Source organism: Accumulibacter sp., assembly GCF_029255125.1.
Taxonomy (GTDB): Bacteria; Pseudomonadota; Gammaproteobacteria; order Burkholderiales; family Rhodocyclaceae; genus Accumulibacter.
Genome location: NZ_JAPUVR010000076.1, coordinates 13,087 through 33,675, shown reverse-complemented (window position 1 = coordinate 33,675; position 20,589 = coordinate 13,087). Strand labels below are relative to the sequence as shown.

15 protein-coding genes are annotated in these 20,589 nt (G+C 61.6%); 5 read left to right on the top strand and 10 right to left on the bottom strand.

The genetic code is table 11. From position 1 onward, the window contains the following. Positions 1-8: 8 nt before the first annotated feature. Complete coding sequence (locus Q1L59_RS03860; RefSeq protein ID WP_300328277.1) at positions 9-3,101, top strand: efflux RND transporter permease subunit; 3,093 nt, start codon at positions 9-11, stop codon at positions 3,099-3,101. Between the two features lie 260 nt (positions 3,102-3,361). Then, on the top strand, positions 3,362-4,672 hold the full coding sequence (locus Q1L59_RS03855) for a GNAT family N-acetyltransferase (RefSeq protein ID WP_300328274.1): 1,311 nt from the start codon (positions 3,362-3,364) through the stop codon (positions 4,670-4,672). Positions 4,673-4,742: 70 nt separating this feature from the next. Here Q1L59_RS03855 and Q1L59_RS03850 read toward each other — a convergent pair whose 3' ends face one another. Beyond that, positions 4,743-5,876 (bottom strand): AraC family transcriptional regulator, encoded by a 1,134-nt coding sequence (locus Q1L59_RS03850; RefSeq protein ID WP_300328271.1) that lies wholly within the window; start codon positions 5,874-5,876, stop codon positions 4,743-4,745. Positions 5,877-6,046: 170 nt separating this feature from the next. On the opposite strand from Q1L59_RS03850, the gene icmF reads away from it, so the two are divergent. The 3 genes from icmF to Q1L59_RS03835 all read left to right on the top strand — a co-directional run bounded on the left by icmF (position 6,047) and on the right by Q1L59_RS03835 (position 13,046). Continuing rightward, positions 6,047-9,313: a fused isobutyryl-CoA mutase/GTPase IcmF gene (gene icmF, locus Q1L59_RS03845; RefSeq protein WP_300328269.1), complete on the top strand. Its 3,267-nt coding sequence runs from the start codon at positions 6,047-6,049 to the stop codon at positions 9,311-9,313. Between the two features lie 158 nt (positions 9,314-9,471). Next, positions 9,472-11,667 (top strand): bacteriohemerythrin, encoded by a 2,196-nt coding sequence (locus tag Q1L59_RS03840; protein WP_300328266.1) that lies wholly within the window; start codon positions 9,472-9,474, stop codon positions 11,665-11,667. Further along, complete coding sequence (locus Q1L59_RS03835; RefSeq protein WP_366145622.1) at positions 11,664-13,046, top strand: MFS transporter; 1,383 nt, start codon at positions 11,664-11,666, stop codon at positions 13,044-13,046. The genes Q1L59_RS03840 and Q1L59_RS03835 overlap by 4 nt, the downstream gene beginning before the upstream one ends. Before the next feature lie 25 nt (positions 13,047-13,071). On the opposite strand, the gene Q1L59_RS03830 is transcribed toward Q1L59_RS03835, so the two are convergent. The 9 genes from Q1L59_RS03830 to Q1L59_RS03790 form a co-directional block, all read right to left on the bottom strand. Continuing rightward, entirely contained in the window at positions 13,072-13,641 is a 570-nt protein-coding gene (locus Q1L59_RS03830) for an OmpA family protein (RefSeq protein WP_300328264.1), read from the bottom strand. A gap of 452 nt (positions 13,642-14,093) precedes the next feature. Then, positions 14,094-14,801, bottom strand: a complete 708-nt coding sequence (locus Q1L59_RS03825; protein WP_300328260.1) for a DsbC family protein — start codon at positions 14,799-14,801, stop codon at positions 14,094-14,096. Positions 14,802-14,831: 30 nt separating this feature from the next. After that, positions 14,832-16,001, bottom strand: a complete 1,170-nt coding sequence (locus Q1L59_RS03820; protein ID WP_300328257.1) for a UbiH/UbiF family hydroxylase — start codon at positions 15,999-16,001, stop codon at positions 14,832-14,834. A gap of 53 nt (positions 16,002-16,054) precedes the next feature. Continuing rightward, the gene (gene hprK, locus Q1L59_RS03815) at positions 16,055-16,999 is read right to left on the bottom strand and encodes an HPr(Ser) kinase/phosphatase (protein WP_300328255.1); all 945 of its coding nucleotides are present in this window, start codon (positions 16,997-16,999) and stop codon (positions 16,055-16,057) included. A 2-nt stretch (positions 17,000-17,001) separates the two neighbouring features. Next, positions 17,002-17,448, bottom strand: a complete 447-nt coding sequence (gene ptsN / locus Q1L59_RS03810) for a PTS IIA-like nitrogen regulatory protein PtsN (RefSeq protein WP_300328253.1) — start codon at positions 17,446-17,448, stop codon at positions 17,002-17,004. Positions 17,449-17,544: 96 nt separating this feature from the next. Beyond that, positions 17,545-17,871: a ribosome-associated translation inhibitor RaiA gene (raiA, locus tag Q1L59_RS03805; protein ID WP_300328250.1), complete on the bottom strand. Its 327-nt coding sequence runs from the start codon at positions 17,869-17,871 to the stop codon at positions 17,545-17,547. A gap of 17 nt (positions 17,872-17,888) precedes the next feature. Then, positions 17,889-19,304, bottom strand: a complete 1,416-nt coding sequence (locus Q1L59_RS03800; RefSeq protein WP_300328247.1) for an RNA polymerase factor sigma-54 — start codon at positions 19,302-19,304, stop codon at positions 17,889-17,891. An 81-nt stretch (positions 19,305-19,385) separates the two neighbouring features. After that, positions 19,386-20,120, bottom strand: a complete 735-nt coding sequence (lptB, locus tag Q1L59_RS03795) for an LPS export ABC transporter ATP-binding protein (RefSeq protein ID WP_300328244.1) — start codon at positions 20,118-20,120, stop codon at positions 19,386-19,388. Positions 20,121-20,123: 3 nt separating this feature from the next. Beyond that, complete coding sequence (locus Q1L59_RS03790) at positions 20,124-20,576, bottom strand: regulatory protein RecX (RefSeq protein WP_300328241.1); 453 nt, start codon at positions 20,574-20,576, stop codon at positions 20,124-20,126. Positions 20,577-20,589: the final 13 nt, after the last annotated feature.

Sequence of the window (20,589 nt, the reverse complement as noted above, 5' to 3'; positions counted from 1 at the left end):
GTCGGCCAATGCAGCTTTCCGAACTCTGCATTTGCCGCCCGGTGATGACCACGCTGCTCGTCGTCGCGCTGGTCATCTTCGGGATCATCGCCTACCGCGCGCTGCCGGTGGCTGAACTGCCGAGCGTCGACTTCCCGACCCTCTCGGTCACCGCCAACCTGCCCGGGGCGTCGCCGGAAACAATGGCGGCGGCGGTCGCGACGCCGCTGGAAAGCCAGTTCTCGACGATCGCCGGGCTTGATTCGATGAGTTCGACGAGTGCCCAGGGATCGACCTCGATCACCCTGCAGTTTGCGCTCGAACGCAACATCGATGCAGCCGCGCAGGACGTGCAGTCGGCAATTTCCGGCGCACTGCGCAAGCTGCCGCCGAATCTGCCGGCGCCGCCATCGTTCCGGAAAGTCAATCCGGCCGACTCGCCGATTTTCTACGTTGCGCTGTCGTCGACCACGCTGCCGTTGCCGCTGGTCGACGAGTATGCCCAGACGCAGTTGGCGCAGCGCCTGTCTACGCTTCCGGGAGTGGCTCAGGTCCAGGTACTTGGCGCGCAGAAATATGCAGTGCGGATTCGCGCCGACCTCGATCGACTCAGCGCGCGCGGCCTGGGAATCGATGAACTGCAGCAGGCGATCGCGCAAGCCAACGTCAACCAGCCGATCGGCAGCCTCGACGGCACCCGCCAGACCTTTGCCCTGAAGGACAATGGACAATTGTCGAACGCAGCGGCTTATCGGCCGCTGATCGTCGCCTGGCGCAACGGCGCGCCGGTTCGCCTGGAAGAGGTGGCGACGCCGGTCGATGGCGTCGAGAACGACCGGATAGCCAGTTGGAACGTCGATAAGCGCGCCATCGTCCTGGCGATTCAACGCCAGCCGGGAGCCAACACGATCGCGACGGTGGACGCCATCCGCAAGATCCTGCCAGGCTTTCAGGCCAAGCTGCCAGCGGCGATCGAGATGAACATCCTCTATGATCGCAGCATTTCGATCCGGGAAGCGATCGAGGATGTGCAATTCACGCTGCTGCTCGCCGGTTTTCTCGTCGTCCTGGTCATTCTGCTCTTTCTACGCAACGCCTCGGCGACGCTGATCCCGAGCCTGGCGCTGCCGATTTCGCTGATCGGCACGTTTGCGGCGATGCATCTGCTCGACTACAGCCTGGACAACCTCTCGCTGCTTGCCCTGACGCTGGCCGTCGGCTTCGTCGTCGACGACGCGATCGTCATGCTCGAGAACATTGTCCGTCATCTCGAAGCTGGTGAGCCGCCGTTTTCTGCGGCAATCAAAGGAGCGCGGGAAATCGGCTTCACGATCGTCTCGATGACCTTGTCGCTGATTGCCGTGTTCATTCCGGTTCTCTTCATGGGCGGCATCGTCGGCCGTCTTCTGCACGAGTTCGCCGTAACCATCTGCATTGCGATTCTGGTCTCCGGCTTCGTCTCGCTGACCCTCACGCCAATGCTCTGCAGCCGCTATCTGCAGTCTACAAGGCATGTGCAGCATGGCCGACTGTTCGCTCTCTTCGAAGCCTTCTTCGCTGCACTGCTCGCCGCCTACGAACGCAGCCTGGCCTGGGCAATGGCGCGGCCAAGGCTGATTCTGAGCACGTTTGTCGGCAGCCTGGTGGCGACCGGCGCCTTGTTTGCAATCGTTCCGAAGGACTTCATCGCGAGCGGCGACAGCGGACGGCTGATTGCCTTCACCGAGGCCGCGCAGGACGCGTCCTTCGCGTCGATGGTCGAGCATCAGCGGGCGGCTGCCGCGATCGTTGCGCGTGACCCGAATATCCGCTCGTTCATGTCGTCCGTTGGTGCCGGCGGCATCCGGCCCACCGCCAATACGGGAACGATCTTCATGTTGCTGAAACCGGCCGGTGAGCGCCGCCTGACACCGGACGAGATCATCCAGGAGCTCAGACCGAAGCTTGCTGCCGTCCCCGGTCTGAAAGTGTATCTGCAGAATCCGCCAGTGATTCGCATTGGCGGGCAGATCACCGCTGCGCAGTACCAATACACGCTGCAGGACACCGATCTCGATGAGCTTTATCAGTGGACGAATACGCTGCTCGGGCGGATTCGTGCGCTGCCCGGGTTTGTCGACGTGACGAGCAATCTGAACAACCTCAGCCCGGTCGTGGCGATCGAGGTCGATCGTGACAAACTGTCGACGGTCGGTCTGAGCTTTGCGCAGGTTGAGGATGCCCTGCAAAGCGCTTTCAGCGCGCGCCAGATTTCGACCATCTATGGTTCCACCAACCAGTACCAGGTGATTCTCGAGGTGGCTCGCGAGTTTCAGGCTGATCCCTCGATGTTGTCGCGCCTTTACGTGCGCGCCGCCGGTGGTCGCCTGATACCGCTCGACACGGTTGCCCGGGTGAGCCGCAAGACACAGGCACTGACCGTCAACCACCAGGGACAACTGCCCTCGGTGACGATTTCCTTCAATCTCTTGCCGGGCGTTTCACTTGGCGAGGCGGTAAGCCGCATCAAGGCGCTGGAAAAGGATCTCAACTTGCCGGTTTCACTCACCACGAGCCTGCAGGGGACGGCGCAAGCCTTCGCGTCCTCGCTGCAGGGGCTGGGAATTCTCCTCCTGATCGCCGTTCTGGTGGTCTATCTCGTGCTGGGGATTCTCTACGAGAGCTTCGTGCATCCGCTGACCATCCTTTCCGGCCTGCCGTCGGCCGGCCTCGGCGCCTTGCTTACCCTGCTCGTCTGCCGCGTCGATCTGAGCCTCTACGCCTTCGTCGGAATCATCATGCTGATCGGCATCGTCAAGAAGAACGCAATCATGATGATCGATTTCGCCCTGGTGCGCCAACGGCTGGATGGCCGGCCGGCAACGATGGCGATCTTCGAGGCGAGCATCGTCCGCTTTCGTCCGATCATGATGACGACGATGGCCGCATTCGCCGGCACGCTGCCGATTGCCCTCGGCTTGGGGGCGGGCGGCGAGGTGCGCCAACCGCTGGGCTTGGCAGTTGTCGGCGGCCTGCTCGTTTCACAGTTTCTGACCCTTTTCCTCACTCCGGTGATCTATGTCTTGCTCGAACGTCTGACTGATCGCCTGGGGGGGCGTTCACCAGCCCGTCTGCCCGCCTGATGTGTGGACGAGGGCTGCACGCACCTCGCCGCACGATCGCGCGCTACTCGCTGTCAGATGGAGAAACCGGTGCGTCGGTGTTTGGTAAGATGTCGGCCAGGTGGCGTCCGGCAGCGCACCGACGCGCTGCACCTTGCGCGCGGATTTCGGTACAGTACACGGTTGCTCTGGGTCGTTTGGCCATTGAAAGCAGCACGGGAGTTCTTACCAGCAATGAAAAATGTTCTCGGCGGATCTTGCTCCTTGCTGAGGGGATGTGAATGATCAAGAAAATTGCCTTGCCGGTACGAAAGCTGATGCACGGGATGCTGCGGAGGGCATTCAATTTCCTTCCCAGAAAGCGGCGGTTTGCCGTCTATCGCAACTTCGTCGATTGCGATCCCGCGCCCAGCGACCGACTGGTCCTGAAGATCGCCGAAACCCAGGAGGAACTCGAAGCCTGTTTCACCTTGCTGCATGATGCCTATGTCGGCAGTGGCTTTATGAAACCTGATCCTTCCGGCATGCGCGTGACGATTTACCACGCGCTGCCAACGACGACCACGCTCTGCGCGAAGTACGATGGTGAGGTTGTCGGTACGCTCTCGCTGATCCGCGAGAGCGTACTCGGCTTTCCGCTCCAGCGAATTTTTGATCTGACGGCAATTCGGGAAAAGAAGGGCAAGATCGCCGAAGTGTCGGCCCTGGCCATTCACAAGCGATTCCGGCGGACGGGCGGCAGCATCCTCTTTCCGCTGATGAAGTTCATGTACGAGTATTGCACGACGTTTTTCGACACCCGGCACCTGGTCATTGCGGTCAACCCGGCGCATATCGAAATGTACGAGTCGCTGCTGTTCTTTGAACGGCTGACGCAGAACGTCGTGGAAAACTACGATTTCGTCAACGGCGCACCGGCCGTCGGCGCAACGCTGGACCTGCGCTCGGCACCGGCTATCTTCAAGAAGAACTATGGGTCGCGGCCGCCGAAGAAGAACTTGCACGCCTTCTTCACCGAAGTACAACTGCCCAATATCAAGCTGCCCCCGCGGCGCTTCTATACGACCAACGATCCGGTGCTCACGCCGGAACTGCTCAACTACTTCTTCAACGTCAGGACAAACGTCTTCGCCCAGTTGAGTGACCGCAAGAAATGTCTTCTGCATACGATCTATGACCTGCCGGCGTATCGTGACGTTCTGCCAGTCGTCCCGGAGGGAAACCAGGACGACAAGACGCGCCGCCGCCACCGCCGCTTTTCGGTCAGATGCCCAGCCAGATTCACCGTAATCTCGCCCGACGGAACGGAAAACACCGCGGGACTCGAGATTTTCCAGCTTTCGCGCTACGGATTTCTTGCGCACGCCGTGCGGAATGTACCGATCAACGTATGGGGTGAAGTCACGATACAGCTGGGGCCCGCCGAGGTCTCGCGCATCCAGGTCTGTGCCTCGCGCGAATCGGATGGCGGTGTCTATGGCTTCCAGATGGGAGAACCGGATCTCAACTGGCGCAAGTTCGTCAATGCGCTTTACGGCGGAAGCACGCACGCCGACCTCGAGAACGCCACCCGCTTCATGACCGAAAAGTGAGCGGCGGCGGCCTGCCGACCCGCGTGCGGGGAGCGCGGTGGTACGTCGGAAGACCATCTGTAACTTGCTGCTATACCGCTTTACCGTCCGTTTTCGCCAAGCCATTCGGCAAGGTCGACTGCCGCTGGGCTACGCTCTGCAGTCGTCTGCGATAGCCGGCTGGCCCCATTCCCGTCCAGCGCCGAAAGGCGCGATAGAAAGCTGCGGTATCGGCAAAGCCGAGCTCGGCGGCGATGCGCGCAATCGCTAGACTGCTTTTTTCCAGTCGATCGATCGCGAGATCGCGCAGCAGGGCATCCTTGACCGCCTGAAAGCACGATCCCTCTTCCTCCAGACGGCGATGCAGCGTACGTGGCGACAAATGCAGGGAATGCGCCACTGCCGCCTGCGAAGGAGCGCCGGGCAGACTCTCGCGCAAGACGTTGCGGACGCGCTGGACCATTTCACGGTCGCGTCGATAGAGCGTCGTCAGCTTGCCGGGAGCCCCGTCGAGGAAAGCCTGCAAGGCTGCTTCGTCGCGCCGTACAGGGAGGTCGAGAAGGCTGGCGGCGAAGCTGGCGGCCAGTCTTGGCGCATCAAATCTCGATTGCGCCGTGTAGATCAACGCATAGTCGTCGGCATGCGGCGGGCGTGGGTAGGGGAAACTTACCGAGTCAAGCACCAGATTGCGCCCGACGAGCCAGGAAAAGAGCCCATGCAGGAGGCGCAGCAACCATTCGAAAGCAAAAATGCGTCCGACCGACAGCGGCCGCGCCTCTTCGATGATCAGTCGGGCCTGTTCTGCGTCGCTGACCAGACCCACCGTCAGATCGGGCAGGAGCAGGCGCAGAAAGCGTATGCTGCGCGCGATCGCTTCCGCCAGCGTCGGCGCAGTAATGACGCTGCGACAAAGGAACTCAAAGGTGCCGACACGCATCGGCAAGGAGAACAGAGCGAAGCCCTCGTCATCGAGCTCCTGGTTGGTCAGATTGTAGAGCTCGGCATAACGGTCAACGGGAACGCGTGCCGTCGCCTCACCGAGCAGTTCGGGCGCCAACTGCGCCCGTGCCAGCAGGGCTGCCGGGTCACGACCAGCCTGTCGCAGGCCGGCCAGCATACCGTGCACGAAGGCGATCGCTACTGTCGCCCGGGCAGGGCCATGCCGACTGGCGTGCCGCGCGCGGGTCGGCTGATCGCCGTTGGCGGTCTTCTCAGGGTCGTTCATCGTCTCCTCGCAACATGGTGTATTGACAGAATAATTCAAGTTGGCAGAAATTACATTGTGCACGGCGCATCGGGTAATGGCTTTCTTGCCGTCAACTTCCTACCATGTGCGTCCGCGCATCGTTCCTGGTCACCGGAACGACCCGACTGATTCTCTTGGAGCCGAACCCCATGACCGATCTTTCCATCGCCAAGAAGCTCTCGCCCTACAAACCCAAGCACAAGGTACGGTTCGTCACCGCCGCTTCGCTGTTCGACGGGCACGACGCATCGATCAACATCATGCGTCGGATTCTGCAATCCACAGGCGCCGAGGTGATCCATCTCGGACACAACCGCTCGGTTCAGGAAATCGTCAACGCGGCCTTGCAGGAGGACGTGCAGGGAATCGCCATCACCTCCTACCAGGGAGGCCACGTCGAGTTCTTCAAGTACATGATCGACCTGCTCAAGGCGGGCGGCGGGGAGAACATCCAGGTTTTTGGCGGCGGCGGCGGCGTCATCGTGCCGAGCGAGATCGCCGAGTTGCACGCCTACGGCGTCGCCCGCATCTACTCGCCGGAAGACGGCCAGACGATGGGCTTGCAGGGGATGATCAACGAAGTCGTCAGCCGGGCCGACGTCGATGTTTCCGGCCTTGCGCCGAAAGACCCGGACGCTGTTCTGGCTGCCTTGAAGGCGGGCGATCGGCGCAAGCTGGCGCAAATCATCACGGCGCTGGAAAACGGCGTTTACCCCGACGCACTGCGCAAGAAGATCGTCCAGGCAGCGGCATCGGTGAAGGTGCCAACGCTGGGCATCACCGGAACCGGCGGTGCCGGCAAGTCATCACTCACCGACGAGGTGGTGCGTCGTTTCCGCATCGATCAGGCGGACACCCTGCGTCTGGCGATCATCTCGATCGACCCCTCGCGCAAGCGCACCGGCGGCGCTCTGCTCGGCGATCGCATTCGGATGAATGCCATCGAGCATCCGAATATCTACATGCGTTCACTGGCGACACGCGAGACCGGGTCGGAAGTCTCGGCCGCTCTTCCGGAAGTCATTGCCGCCTGCAAGCTGGCCGGCTTCGATCTGGTGATCGTCGAAACCTCCGGCATCGGGCAGGGCAATGCGGCAATCGTGCCGCTGGTCGACGCCTCGCTGTATGTCATGACGCCCGAGTTTGGTGCGGCGTCGCAACTCGAGAAGATCGACATGCTTGATTTCGCCGATTTTGTGGCGATCAACAAGTTCGACCGCAAGGGCGCCGAGGATGCCCTGCGCGATGTCCGCAAGCAGTATCAGCGCAATCACGAAGCGTTCTCCCAGGGTCTCGAGGAAATGCCGGTTTTCGGCACGATCGCCGCCCGTTTCAATGACGACGGAATCACCGGTCTGTACCAGGCGATCGTCGCCAAACTCAGTGCCTGTGGTCTCAAGCTCAAGCGCGGCAAGCTGCCTTTGGTCGGCGTGCGCAAGTCCTCGAACCAGCGCGCCATCGTCCCCCCGCAGCGGGTGCGCTACCTGGCCGAAATCGCCGAGGCCGTGCGCAGCTATCATGCGCATACGGGGGAACAAGCCCAGATCGCTCACCAGCGGCAGGCTCTGCGTACGGCAAAAGCGCTCTTCGTCGGCTGCGGCAAAGCAGCGGGCGACTTCGACGAGCTGATCACCTGGAAGGACAGCCAGCTCGACCCCCGGGCCAGAAAGCTGCTCGACATGTGGCCGAAGACCGTCGAGCTCTACGCGCAGGACGAGTATGTCGTGAAGATTCGCGACAAGGAGATTCGCACCCGGCTGACCAATACCTCGCTCTCCGGTTCACGCATCCGCAAGGTCGCGCTGCCGACTTACCAGGACGACGGCGAAGTTCTGCGCTTCCTGATGAAGGAAAACGTCCCCGGCTCGTTCCCCTTCACCGCCGGCGTTTTTGCTTTCAAGCGCGAAAACGAGGATCCGACGCGCATGTTCGCTGGCGAAGGCGATGCCTTCCGAACCAACCGCCGCTTCAAGCGGGTTTCCGAAGGTATGCCGGCCAAGCGCTTGTCGACCGCCTTCGATTCGGTAACGCTCTACGGTTGCGACCCGGACGCGCGCCCGGACATCTACGGCAAAGTCGGCAACTCCGGCGTTTCGATCGCCACGCTCGACGACATGAAGGTCTTGTTCAGCGGCTTCGAACTTTGCGCGCCGACCACATCGGTCTCGCTGACGATCAATGGTCCGGCGCCAATCATCCTGTCGATGTTTTTCAATACGGCGATCGATCAGCAGATACAGAAGTTTCGCACCGATAACGAGCGCGAGCCGACCGAGGACGAGACTCAGAAGATTCGCGCCTGGGTGCTCAGCAACCTGCGCGGCACGGTGCAGGCCGACATCCTGAAGGAAGACCAGGGGCAAAACACCTGCATCTTCTCAACCGAGTTCGCGCTCAAGATGATGGGTGACATCCAGGAATTCTTCGTTCACAACCACATCAGCAATTTCTACTCGGTCTCGATTTCCGGCTACCACATCGCCGAAGCCGGAGCCAATCCGATTTCGCAACTGGCCTTCACCTTGGCCAACGGCTTCACCTATGTCGAAGCGTACCTGGCGCGCGGCATGCATATCGACGACTTTGCACCGAACCTTTCGTTCTTCTTCAGCAACGGCATGGACCCCGAATACTCGGTCATCGGGCGCGTTGCGCGGCGCATCTGGGCGATCGCGATGAAGAACAAGTATGGCGGCAACGAGCGCAGCCAGAAGCTGAAGTACCACATCCAGACGTCCGGACGTTCGCTGCACGCGCAGGAGATGGCGTTCAATGACATCCGCACGACGCTGCAGGCCCTGATCGCGATTTACGATAACTGCAACTCTCTGCACACCAACGCGTATGACGAGGCAATCACCACGCCGACCGAGGAATCGGTCCGCCGGGCAATGGCCATCCAGTTGATCATCAACCGCGAATGGGGCCTGGCGATGAACGAAAACCCGAATCAGGGCGCGTTCATCATCGACGAACTGACCGATCTGGTCGAGGAAGCCGTGCTCAAGGAATTCGAAGCGATCGCCGCGCGCGGTGGCGTCCTCGGTGCCATGGAAACCGGCTATCAGCGCGGCAAGATTCAGGAGGAATCGCTCTACTACGAACACAAGAAGCACGACGGGTCCTATCCCATCGTCGGCGTCAACACATTCCGCAACCCACACGGCGACGCGCAGCTCGAGATCGAACTCGCGCGCTCGACCGAAGAGGAAAAGCAATCGCAACTGACCCGCCTGCAGGAGTTCCAACGACGCAATGAGGCCGCCTGCGCCGCCATGCTGGAACGTCTGCAGCAAACGGTGATCGACAACGGAAACGTCTTCGCCGTGCTCATCGACGCCGTTCGCGTCTGCTCACTCGGGCAGATTACGAACGCCTTGTACGCTGTTGGCGGACAGTATCGACGTAGCATGTAGAAAATCCTCTGGCCAGGCTCCGAACGAGGTCTCCCGTTCGGAGCCACCGGCCTGCGCCGCAGGGCGCTCCGCTGCGGTGGCGCGAGCGTGCATTAATTCACCATGATGGAGCCGTCGCAGGCGTTGCATCTTTCGCCGTGTTGGTCCAGCATCGCATCTTGCCGCTGACATTCGAAAGGGAGATCGAGATGCTTGCCGCCTTCCTGCGCCGCCGCCGCCTGATGACGCGGCTTGCTCTGATGCCTTTACTCGCATGGCTGGTGATGCTCCTGATGTTGTGGGAGGCATTGTGGTCACTGCATGGCAAACTTTACGAAGACCGCCAGATCAAGACGCGCCACCTGGTGGAGGTGGCGATTGGTGTGTTAGGTCACTTTCACGGCCAGCAGAAGACTGGCGCTCTGAACGATGCGGACGCCCGCCAGCAGGCCATTGCCGCCATTCGGCAACTGCGCTACGAGAACACCGAGTATTTCTGGATCAATGATCTCGGCAAGCCGGTGCCAAAGATGGTGATGCACCCGACGGTTCCGGCGCTTGACGGCAAGGTGCTCGACGAAACGCGTTTCAACAAAGCCGTCCAGCAGCAGGCGGGGGCCAACGGCGACAAGATCAAGCTCGACAACAAGAACCTCTTTCTGTCTTTCAACGATGTCGTCGAACAGGCCGGCGAGGGCTACGTCGAGTACCTTTGGCCAAAACCCCTGCCAGGTGGCGGTGCCAGCACCGAGTTGTTTCGCAAGCTGTCCTACGTCAAGAAGTTCGAGCCCTGGGGCTGGGTCGTCGGATCCGGCATCTATATAGATGATGTCGATGCAGTCTTTCGCAGAGAGGCGACGAACAGCCTGCTCCTGGTCGCTGCGGCGACCGTTTTGATGCTGATCGGCACCTGGATCGTACGCCGCAGTATCGTCAGCGATTTCGGTGGAGAGCCACGCTTCGCGCGCAGCGTAACGAGCAAGATCGCCGACGGCGACCTCACCCAGCATATCCGCCTGCAGTCCGGCGATCGCGACAGCCTGCTTTTCGTGCTCGCGCAGATGCAGAGTCGCTTGCAGGAGATGCTGCGAGCGCTCTTCGACAACGCTGGCAAGGTTCATTCGAGTATCGAGCGGCTTTCCGCCGAGTCAGGAGAGATCAACCTTGCGACGCAAGTCCAGGCGGCGGCTGTCCAGCATACCCGGTCGGCGATCGACGGTGTTTCGGCGAGTGTCGACGGGATCAAGACGCTCGTCCGTGAGACCGAGGATGGTGCGCACGAGGTCGCCCAACGCGCGCGGGACGGTGCGCTTTCCGCGAGCGAGGTGGCGAGCGAAATGCAGACGATCGCAGCGACGGTTGCTGCCTCCTCGGAACGGGTTGCGCATTTGCTGACCAGCACCGCCGAGATCGGCCAGATGGCGCGCGTCATCAAGGAAATCGCTGACCAGACCAATCTGCTCGCGCTGAACGCAGCGATTGAAGCCGCGCGCGCCGGAGAACAGGGCCGCGGCTTCGCAGTTGTTGCCGACGAAGTGCGCAAGCTTGCCGAACGGACGGGCAAGGCGACAAACGAGATCGGCAAAGTGCTGCAGGACATCCGCACGGATACGGAAACGGCGGTTGATGGAATGAATGACGCCGCACCGGTGATTGCCAAAGGCGTTACGGCCGCCAATGGTGCAGCGGAAACCTTGCGGGCGATCGAGGTGCAGGCGCAGGATACGCTGGAAAAAATGACCGCCCTGTCGCAAGCGACCCTCGACCAGACGCAGCGAATCGAAGAGATTGTCGGCGATGTCGACGAAGTCATGAACGCTTCCGCGCAGACCGAGAACGTCATCAAGCAGTCATTGCAGACGGCAGCCGACCTTGAACTGGCATCCAGCCAGATGTTTGCCATGGCCCAGCGCTTCAAGCTCGACGGTAAGGTCGAAGGGGCAGCGGTCAGCGAGGCCACCATTTCGGTCAAGCCACTGATGGACTGGTCGGCGGCACTGGCCGTCGGGCATCCGGAGATTGATCAGCAGCATCAGGTGCTGATCGAAATCGCCAACCGTCTGAACGGCGCGATGCGCTCGGGAGCAGGCCGCGCGACCTGCGGCGCGATTCTCGATGAATTGGTGAACTATACGCTGACGCATTTTTCCTTCGAAGAGAAACTGATGGAAAAGCACCAGTACGCGCAGCGCCCGGCGCACATGGCTGAGCATCGCAAGCTGATCGAACGGGTCTCCCGTTTCAAGGAGCAGTACGAAGGCGGCGCCGCCGTTTCCGTTGAATTGCTGGGCTTCATCCGCGACTGGCTGGTCAATCATATTCTGAAGGTCGATCGGGCACTGGCCAACGATCTTGCGCGGCGAGGCGTGTCGTGAGCAGTAGTGGCGGCCGCGCGCCCAGCGCCAGCCAGACCGGCGAAGTGGGCGCTGGCGGTGTCAGCGAGAGCGGTAACCGTGTCGGGCAGGCAGCGCCCGTGCCGGTCAGCGAACCCAGCATGCGACGACCGGCCGTGCTCGCTCTATGTGTCGTCGTCGCCGCCTACGTCTTGTCGTTCTTCCAGCGCTTTGCCCCGGTCGGCATCGCGCAGGACCTGATTGCCGCCTTCAACACGAGCGCAGCCTCGTTGGGCGTTTTGGCAGCGACCTACTTTTATGTCTATACGGTGATGCAGGTGCCGACCGGAATTCTTGTCGATACGCTTGGACCACGCCTTATTCTGCTGCTGGGTGGGCTGGTCGGCGGCGCCGGCAGCCTGCTCTTCGGTCTCGCAGCAAGCCTGGAGGTCGCTTTCCTCGGCCGAACGCTGATCGGTCTCGGTGTTTCGGTGACCTTCATCGCCATGCTCAAGATCATTGCCCTGTCGTTTGAGGAGCGGCGTTTCGCCAGCCTGGTCGGGGTCAGCATGCTGGTCGGTAACCTGGGTTCGGTTCTCGCTGGTGCGCCGCTGTCGTGGCTGGCTCAGACCACGGGCTGGCGCAGCGTCTTCGTCGGGCTCGCCGGCGTCTCGGTTGTGCTGGGTCTTGCCTGCTGGGTCCTGCTGCGCGAGCGCCCGGCCACCGACGGCCTGCCCAGGCGGCCGCGATTCGACCGTACGGTAGTCGTTTCCGGTTTGCTGACGGTCTTGCGAAACCGCGACACCTGGCCAGTGGTCTGCGCCAATTTCGGCATCTGCGGAAGCTTTTTCGCGTTCGCTGGGGTGTGGGCCACGCCCTATCTGACCCAGGTGCACGCAATGGAGCGCAGCACGGCGGCGCAACATGCAAGCCTTTATTTTGGCGGCTTTGCGCTCGGCTGCCTGTTCATCGGCGCGCTGTCCGATCGTCTGCGCCGGCGCAAACCATTGCTCATTGTCGGCAGCCATCTGTACGCCTTGCTTTGGCTTTTCTGGTTGAGCGGCGAGCGCGTCCCGCTGGTTGCAAGTTATGCGCTGTTTGCCTTGATGGGCGTGCTCACCGCCAGCTTCACGCTGACTTGGGCGTGCGCCAAGGAAGTCAACCCGCCATTGCTTTCCGGCATGTCCACCAGTGTCACCAACATGGGTGGCTTTCTCGCGGCGGCCATCCTGCAACCGCTGGTCGGCTGGGTAATGGATCAGACGTGGCGTGGTGCGCTAACTGGCAACGGCGCACGCCTCTATAGCGTGGAGGATTATCGCGCGGGTCTGCTGCTCCTGGCCGGGACCGCGGTTTTCGGCGCCTTGGCAGCATGGAGGACGCGGGAAACCGGGTGCCGGAACATCTGGCAGCCAGGATGAATCGCCCGTCACGATCGGCAGTCGGTCAACGTCGTTCGTAAACGAGTTCGACCCGCCGCATCGCTCGCCGGCATGTTTCGCCATCACAGCGGATCTTGCTGCTGTGTTCGCTGCCAACCGGCAGGCGGCGAATCTGTGTTCGCGCCACGCCGAGTGAGCGCAGCCGCTCGCTGACCGCCTCGACACGTTTGTCGGCAACCGCCAGATTGTAGGCCGGGCTGCCCAGATTGTCGGTGTGTCCGACGAGCGTGACGACCAACTGGGAATCCTCCTTCAGCTTCTGCGCATTCTGGCGCAGCACCTCGCCGCCGTCCTCGTCGATTGCCGCCTCGCCAAAAGCGAAATATACGGTCCGCTTCTCAGGTTCAGCGGCATAAGGCGTCGGCTTGGGCGAGCCACGCCCGACGGTGAGTGCCGTGTTGCGCGCCGACGGATCGGTCACGGGAGCCACTGTCGGGCGGACGTCCTTGGCCGCTTGCTGGCTGCTCGCGCAGCCGGCGAGCAAGGCGAGCACTGCCACGCAGGCCGCCAAGGGAGAAATGAGCGGGCGCATCGACCAGCGCCGCTGTGTAGAAGATCGCGGGGGTGACGGCATGCGTGCCTCCTGCCTACCGACGATTAGCACGTAGCTGCGGCCTGCCGTGCGGTCGAACTGCGGCGCAGCGCGCCGCCTGCTCACGCGGACAGAGCGCGAGCCTGGTCCGACCCGACCTGGTCTGAGCGAACACCTTGAAGAGATGGCTTTGATCCGCTACTGCGGTGAGCCGCGAGCGCTTGCTTACAAACACATTCATTGCCAGTTCCCGAACCGAGAGGCCATCGTGCACGACAGACAGGCTGCTCACCAACTCAAATGATGCCGAGTTGCCGCGGCGGCTGCGCTCACCCGACCGACACCAGCGGCCAACGAGCAAGCGGCTGATCGGGGGGAAGCGCCCGCGGGCTACGAACGGCAAAACTATACACGCTTTCGCCCGGCCGCAGCAGAAAAGGGTTGTCCGTCCCGGGCGGGGCAGGAAGGCGATGGTGCCTGGGCGCTGCACCTGGCTAGCGTCCAGCGTTCTGGGAAAGCTTCTGCTCGATTTTCGCTAAGGGCATCGCGCCAGGCACACGCTCGCCGTCGGCAAAGAAAATCGTCGGGGTGCCATTGATCGCCAGCTTGCGGCCGGTTTCGATCGTCTTCCTGACTGCCGTCGTGTCGCAATCGCTACGTCCGCTCGGCGCCTTGCCCTCGATCATCCATTCGTTCCAGGCCCTGACCCGATCCGGTGCGCACCAGATCTGATTGGATTTTTCAAGCGAGTCTGGCGAGAGAATCGGGTAGAGAAAGGTGTAGATAGTGACGTTGTCAAGCTTGGCGAGGTCTTTGGCCAGCCGCTTGCAGTAGCCGCAGTTGGGATCCTCGAAGGTGGCGAAGACGCGCTTTCCATCGCCGCGCACCTGCTTCACGGCAAGTGCCAGCGGCAATTCGGAGAACTTGATTGCGCTCAGTTTCTGCATTCGCTCGGCGGTGACGTTCTTCATGGTCTTGCCGTCGATCAGCGAACCGACGACCAGCGCCGAGACCTTCTCGTCGGTATAAACGATCTGGCCGTCGACGTACAACTCATAGAGTCCGAAATACGGTGTGCGACTGACGCTGCTCACAGAACCGCCGAGCTTGCCTTCGACGATCTTCTTGACAGAAGCCTCGTCTGCCAAGGTCGACAGGCTGAAGGACACCGCAACGACGAGCGGCAAGACGGTCTTGTACATCGGTATTCTCCGGAGTGAGGTAGCGGATCTTCAAAAATGGCCGCTAGCGTAGCGCACGAGCAAATTCTTTATGACCGGCAGGGCGTTCGTCAGGTTCATCCCGGCGTTGCGCAACTGTCGCAAACCCGGCATTGCGCGGCGGAAAAGCTGCTGCAGCGCATGCGTAGCACCCTGCATGAGCAAGGTCTCTTCGCGGCGCGCGCGCTCGTAGCGGCGGAGCAGGCGCTGGCTGCCGATGTCCTGCCATTCGGGCGTCGTCGCGAGTAGGTGGGCAAGCGCGCGCGCGTCCTGAAAGCCGAGGTTGATTCCATGTCCAGATAGCGGATGAATAGCGTGCGCGGCGTCACCGAGCAGAGCGACGCGAAACGCGACCGTCTGCGGTACCTGCATAAGCCGCAAGGAGAAAGCAGCAGCCGGCGTCAACAGGGTGAACCTGCCAAGTTCATTGCCTCCCGCCGCAGCGACCCGGCGGCAGAATTCTTCCGCGCCCAGAGTCAGCAACTCCCTTGCGTGCTCATCCGGGAGCGACCAGACCAGCGAAATCCGGTCGCCGGCCAATGGCAACCAGGCGAGGACACTATCGCCAAGAAACCACTGCCGAGCGATCGAGCGGTGTGGCAACTCGCAGGAAAAATTCGCCACGACGCCCATGTCACCGTAATGAAAGTCGATGGCCGGCAGGCCGACCGCCTGGCGTAGCCACGAATCGCGCCCGTCGGCACCGACGACGAGGCGTGTCGTGACGCTGCCGCCGTCGCTCAGGAGAAGATGCGCGTGCCCATCGCCGATCTCGACGGCCTTCGCCTGAGCCGGAGAGAACAGCGTCAGGTTGGCTTGTCGCTTGACGTTTTCCCAGAGCTCGCACGCCATCAGCGACGATTCGGCGATCCAGGCGAGCTCCGATACCCCGGACTCATACGCCGAGAAGACCAGGTGAGCACCGGCGTCGCCGGTGATCCTCATTGTCTGCACAGATGCCAGGCGTTCGACCGGCAGGTGCTTCCAGACGCCGATTTCCTGCAGAAACGTGGCGTTCGCCGGTGACACCGCGTAAACGCGCGCATCCCAGCCGCTTGGGCGCGTCGGGGCTTGCTGCTCGACCAGGCCGATCTTCAGGCGCGTCTCGCGCAACGCGCAGGCCAGTGCTAGACCGGCCAGTCCGCCACCCAGGATGACTACGTCAAAACGCGAAGCGTGCATGTTCGGCTCGGGAAGCTGGGCGGGAGTGACGACTGCGCCGGGCGGGGTATCGATTAGAGATCTTCGTCAAACAAGGCCTGCTGCTGGCGGGTGATGAAATCACCCATGCTGTCGATGCCGCGCAACTGGAGAATACTGTTTCTTACGGCGGCTTCCAGTAGCACGGCGATATTCCTGCCTGCAGCGACCGGAATAACGACTTTACGTACCGGAACCCCGAGAATTTCCTGCGTCTGCGCATCGAGCGGCAGTCGGGGCCCGTCGGCGCCGACGATCGGTCGCTGCAGATGGGCAATCAGCTTCAGTTTCATTTTCCGGCGCGAGGCCGTTTCGCCAAAGATCGTCCGGATGTTGAGCAAGCCGAGCCCGCGCACTTCCAGGAAGTCACGCAGCATGCTTGGGCAACGTCCTTCAATTGTCGTCGGCGCGATGCAGGCCAGTTCGACGACATCATCGGCAACCAGGCCGTGCCCACGCGAGATGAGCTCTAGCGCCAGCTCGCTTTTCCCTACGCCGGAGTCGCCCGTGATCAGGACGCCCATTCCGAAGACGTCCATCAACACGCCGTGAACCGAGGTCGAGCCGGCCAGCCGACGCGAAAGATAGATGCGCAGTAGTTCGATCACTGCCGAGCAGGGCTTCGGACTGGCAAAGAGCGGGGTCTGGGTGGACTCGCAGGCCTCACGGATTTCCGGCAGGATGTCGAGGCCGTCGGCCACCATCAGCGCTGGCGGCCGGGCTGCCATCAGTTCCTTGACCTGACTGCGCAGGCGCTCGGCGGTAACGCGTGCGGCCCAAGCATGCTCTGCCCGCCCGATGACCTGCAAGCGTTCCGGGTGGATCAGGTTCAGGTGACCGACGACATCGGCACCGTAATGTCCCTGTTCCTTGAGTTCAATCTTGCGATCGACACCAATCGCGATGACCCACGAGAGTTTCAGTTTGTCCCGGTGGTCCTCATACATCTGGGCCACGCTGAACTGCCGCGGTGCGTTCATTTCTATCCGGCGAATATTCGGCGGACGGTTTCGCCGTCAGGCGCCTTGGTCAGTGCCTCGCGGCACGCACGGTCGGAGAAATGCTGTGCCAGTTCAGAAAGAATCTGCAAGTGCTGCTCGGTTGCCACTTCGGGGACGAGAAGAACGAAAAGCAATGAAACCGGTTTGCCGTCCGGCGAATCGAAGGGAACCGGATTGGCCAGGCGGATGAAGGCGGCGGTCGCCTCGTTGAGGCCCCTGATTCGTCCGTGCGGGATCGCTACTCCTTGCCCAAGGCCGGTGGAGCCCAGTCTTTCGCGCGCGAAAAGGCTGTCGAAAACGCTGCTGCGCGCAATACCGAGATAGTTTTCGAACAGGAGCCCGACGTGCTCGAAGACGCGCTTCTTGCTGCTCGCGTCCAGGTCGAGAAGAATGTTTTCGAGGGGTAGTAGCTGGGTAATTTGGCTCATGCGACAAAGACCCGAAAAGAACAGACGTGGATAAGTTGAAGCTCAAGCGTGCGCGAAGCCGCCTCTGGGCGACCTCGCGGGCGTGACGAAGCGTCGCTACTCGGCAACGATATGATCGGTAATCTTGTTGCCGCGATGGTGATCCTGCAGCTTCTGCTTGTACTTCTGGACCTGACGTTCGAGCTTGTCTGCGAGGGCGTCGACTGCCGCGTACAGGTCCTCGTCGTCGGTTTCGACATAGACGTCCTTGCCCGCCAGGTGAACCGTAACTTCGGCCTTCTGCTTCAGTTTGTCCACCGACAAGATCACGTTCACATCGATCACGTTGTCGAAGTGGCGTGTGATCCGCTCGAGCTTGTTCGCAACATAGTCGCGCAGCGCCGGGGTGATCTCGAGATGGTGTCCACTGACTTGCAGGTTCATGATGCAGCTCCTTCTTCTTAAATGGACTTGCGTAAGTTGACCGGCGGGATATTGAGTGCCTCACGATACTTGGCGATCGTGCGGCGAGCAACCACAATGCCCTGCTGGCCAAGAACCTCGGATATTTGACTATCCGAAAGGGGTTTCGTCGGTTCCTCGGCGCTGATCAACTGCTTGATCAGCGCTCGAATCGCCGTCGCCGAACACGCCCCACCGGTCTCGGTGCTGACGTGACTGCCAAAAAAATACTTCAACTCGAAGATGCCTCGCGGCGTCGCCATGTACTTCTGGGTCGTCACGCGCGAGATGGTGGATTCATGCAGGCCGAGCGTTTCCGCGATCTCCCGGAGAACCAGCGGACGCATGGCGACATCGCCGTGATCGAGGAACTGACGCTGCCGGTCGACGATAGCCTGCGCCACGCGCAGGATGGTGTCAAACCGCTGCTGCACGTTGCGGATCAGCCAACGCGCTTCCTGCAACTGCCCAGCAAGACCGGAGCCGCGTTGGCGGGCCAGGATTTGCGCGTACAGGCTGTTGATTTTCAACCGCGGAAAGGCATCCGAGTTGATGTTCACGGTCCATTGCCCGCGCAGCTTGCGGACCACCACGTCAGGCATGATGTACCGGATGTCGGCCGTCGAGTACTGCGCTCCTGGCCGCGGGTTGAGGCTGCAGATCAGCAGGTGCGCCGCTCGTAAGGCTTCGTCGTCGCAACCGGTGAGCCGTTTGAGTTTCTGGAAATCGTGGTTACCCAGGAGCTCCAGGTGCTTATGCACGATTTCCAGCGCCAGATTGCGCGTCGCGTCGGGCGCCAGCGCCTGGAGCTGCAAAGCCAGGCACTCCTGCAAACCACGCGCGCCAATGCCGGTCGGATCGAGGTGCTGCAGATGAATGAGCGCAATCTGCAGTTCCTCGGCCGCAATATCGAGCTCCGCCGGCATGCTTTCGGCGAGTTCGTCAAGGGCTTGGGTAAGATAGCCGTCGTCGTCGAGCGCATCGATCAGACAGCCGACCAGTACCTGGTCGCGCCCCGAAAGAGTCATCAGTCCAAGCTGAGACAAGAGATGTTCGCGCAGCGATATGCTTGCCGCTTGCACATCGTGATAGTCGTCGTCGTCTTCATCGAACGAGCCTGGTTGTCTCAGGTAAGCAGCTTCTTCCCCCAGCCAGCTTTCCTCGTCGGGCGATGGGCTCTCGCTTGGCTCGGCGGGTGCGTCGCTGCGCGGTGCGATCTCGCCGTCGCCGGTCGTCGGCGCGTTGGCGGCGAGCGCGTAGTCCTCGGCGCGTTCGAGCAGCGGATTGTCGAGCAGGTAACGCTCGAGTTCATGTTCAAGCTCGACCGTCGACAACTGAAGCAGCCGAATGGACTGCTGCAACTGGGGCGTCAGTGCGAGATGCTGAGAAAGCTTGAGCTGAAGGGATGGTTTCATTAACGGAACCAGGAAAGCCGCGGCATTGGCCTGGGGAACTGCCCATGTGGTTCGCGCATCGTGGCTGCGGGGCCGTCAGTTTCAGAGGCGGAAGTTCTCGCCCAGATAAACCTTCCGGACGTTTTCATTATAAATGATTTCCTCGGGCCGGCCAGCCGCAAGCACGCAGCCTTCGTTTATGATGTATGCGTGGTCGCAGATGCCCAGCGTTTCACGCACATTGTGGTCGGTGATCAGGACGCCGATGCCGCGATCCTTGAGAAAGCGGATGATTTTTTGGATATCGAGCACGGCAATCGGATCGACGCCAGCGAAGGGTTCGTCAAGCAGTATGAAGCGCGGTGAAGTTGCCAGGGCGCGCGCGATCTCGACCCGCCGACGTTCGCCGCCCGACAGCGAGGTGGCAGGACTGTTGCGCAGGTGGCCGATGTGCAACTCATCGAGGAGGTCTTCACTGCGCGACTCGACATCGCTGGCCGACAGGTTTTGCAGTTCGAGCACCGCCTTGATGTTCTCGCCAACGGTCAGCTTGCGAAAGACCGAAGCCTCCTGCGGCAGGTACGACACCCCCAAGCGAGCGCGCTTGTGGATCGGCAGGTGCGTCAGTTGCGTTGCGTCGAGATACACGTCGCCACCGTCACATGCCGCCAGGCCGACGACCATGTAGAAGCAGGTGGTCTTGCCGGCTCCGTTCGGGCCGAGCAGGCCGACGACCTCGCCGCTGACCACCTCGAAGGAGACGTCGTGCACCACCGTGCGCGACTTGTACCGCTTCTTTAGATGCTGTGTGAATAACTTGCTCTGCGTATCGGACATGTCTCAGTCGTCTTCCCGGTTGCCGCGCAGTACGCGCCGAATCGTTTCGCTGGAGAATCCGCGCGCGGCCAGAAAGCGAACTTGCCGTGCATTATCGGCCGGATCGGCGGTTGTCGGTGATTGCCCAGCAAATCGTCGCTGCCAGAGGCGGCGCGCCCGGCTGACTTCGTCTTCGCCGGCGGCCAACGCAGCCTCCACCAGATCACCGGCCAGGCCCTGGGCGCGCAGTTCCCCAGCCAACCGCGCATCACCAAACTTTCGGCCGCGCAGAGCGACGCGGGTCTCACAGTAACGTTGGTCCGACAAGAGGCCCTCGGCACTCAGCTCGTCGAGCAGCGCATTCAGCACTGGTGCCGCCTCGCCACTGGTCGCGAGGAGCTTGCGGGCCAATTCACTGCGCGCGTATTCGCGCCGCGCCAGCAAACGCAGGGCACGCTCGCGCAAAGTGTTGGGCATCTTCCTGTAAGGT

Bases quoted from the DNA above. Each gene is read 5' to 3' on its own strand.
- Q1L59_RS03850 (WP_300328271.1), bottom strand. From the start codon at position 5,876: ATGAACGACCCTGAGAAGACCGCCAACGGCGATCAGCCGACCCGCGCG.
- Q1L59_RS03825 (WP_300328260.1), bottom strand. From the start codon at position 14,801: ATGTACAAGACCGTCTTGCCGCTCGTCGTTGCGGTGTCCTTCAGCCTG.
- Q1L59_RS03790 (WP_300328241.1), bottom strand. From the start codon at position 20,576: ATGCCCAACACTTTGCGCGAGCGTGCCCTGCGTTTGCTGGCGCGGCGC.
- Q1L59_RS03830 (WP_300328264.1), bottom strand. From the start codon at position 13,641: ATGCCGTCACCCCCGCGATCTTCTACACAGCGGCGCTGGTCGATGCGC.
- Q1L59_RS03855 (WP_300328274.1), top strand. From the start codon at position 3,362: ATGATCAAGAAAATTGCCTTGCCGGTACGAAAGCTGATGCACGGGATG.
- Q1L59_RS03860 (WP_300328277.1), top strand. From the start codon at position 9: ATGCAGCTTTCCGAACTCTGCATTTGCCGCCCGGTGATGACCACGCTG.
- raiA (WP_300328250.1), bottom strand. From the start codon at position 17,871: ATGAACCTGCAAGTCAGTGGACACCATCTCGAGATCACCCCGGCGCTG.
- ptsN (WP_300328253.1), bottom strand. From the start codon at position 17,448: ATGAGCCAAATTACCCAGCTACTACCCCTCGAAAACATTCTTCTCGAC.
- lptB (WP_300328244.1), bottom strand. From the start codon at position 20,120: ATGTCCGATACGCAGAGCAAGTTATTCACACAGCATCTAAAGAAGCGG.
- hprK (WP_300328255.1), bottom strand. From the start codon at position 16,999: ATGAACGCACCGCGGCAGTTCAGCGTGGCCCAGATGTATGAGGACCAC.
- Q1L59_RS03800 (WP_300328247.1), bottom strand. From the start codon at position 19,304: ATGAAACCATCCCTTCAGCTCAAGCTTTCTCAGCATCTCGCACTGACG.
- icmF (WP_300328269.1), top strand. From the start codon at position 6,047: ATGACCGATCTTTCCATCGCCAAGAAGCTCTCGCCCTACAAACCCAAG.
- Q1L59_RS03820 (WP_300328257.1), bottom strand. From the start codon at position 16,001: ATGCACGCTTCGCGTTTTGACGTAGTCATCCTGGGTGGCGGACTGGCC.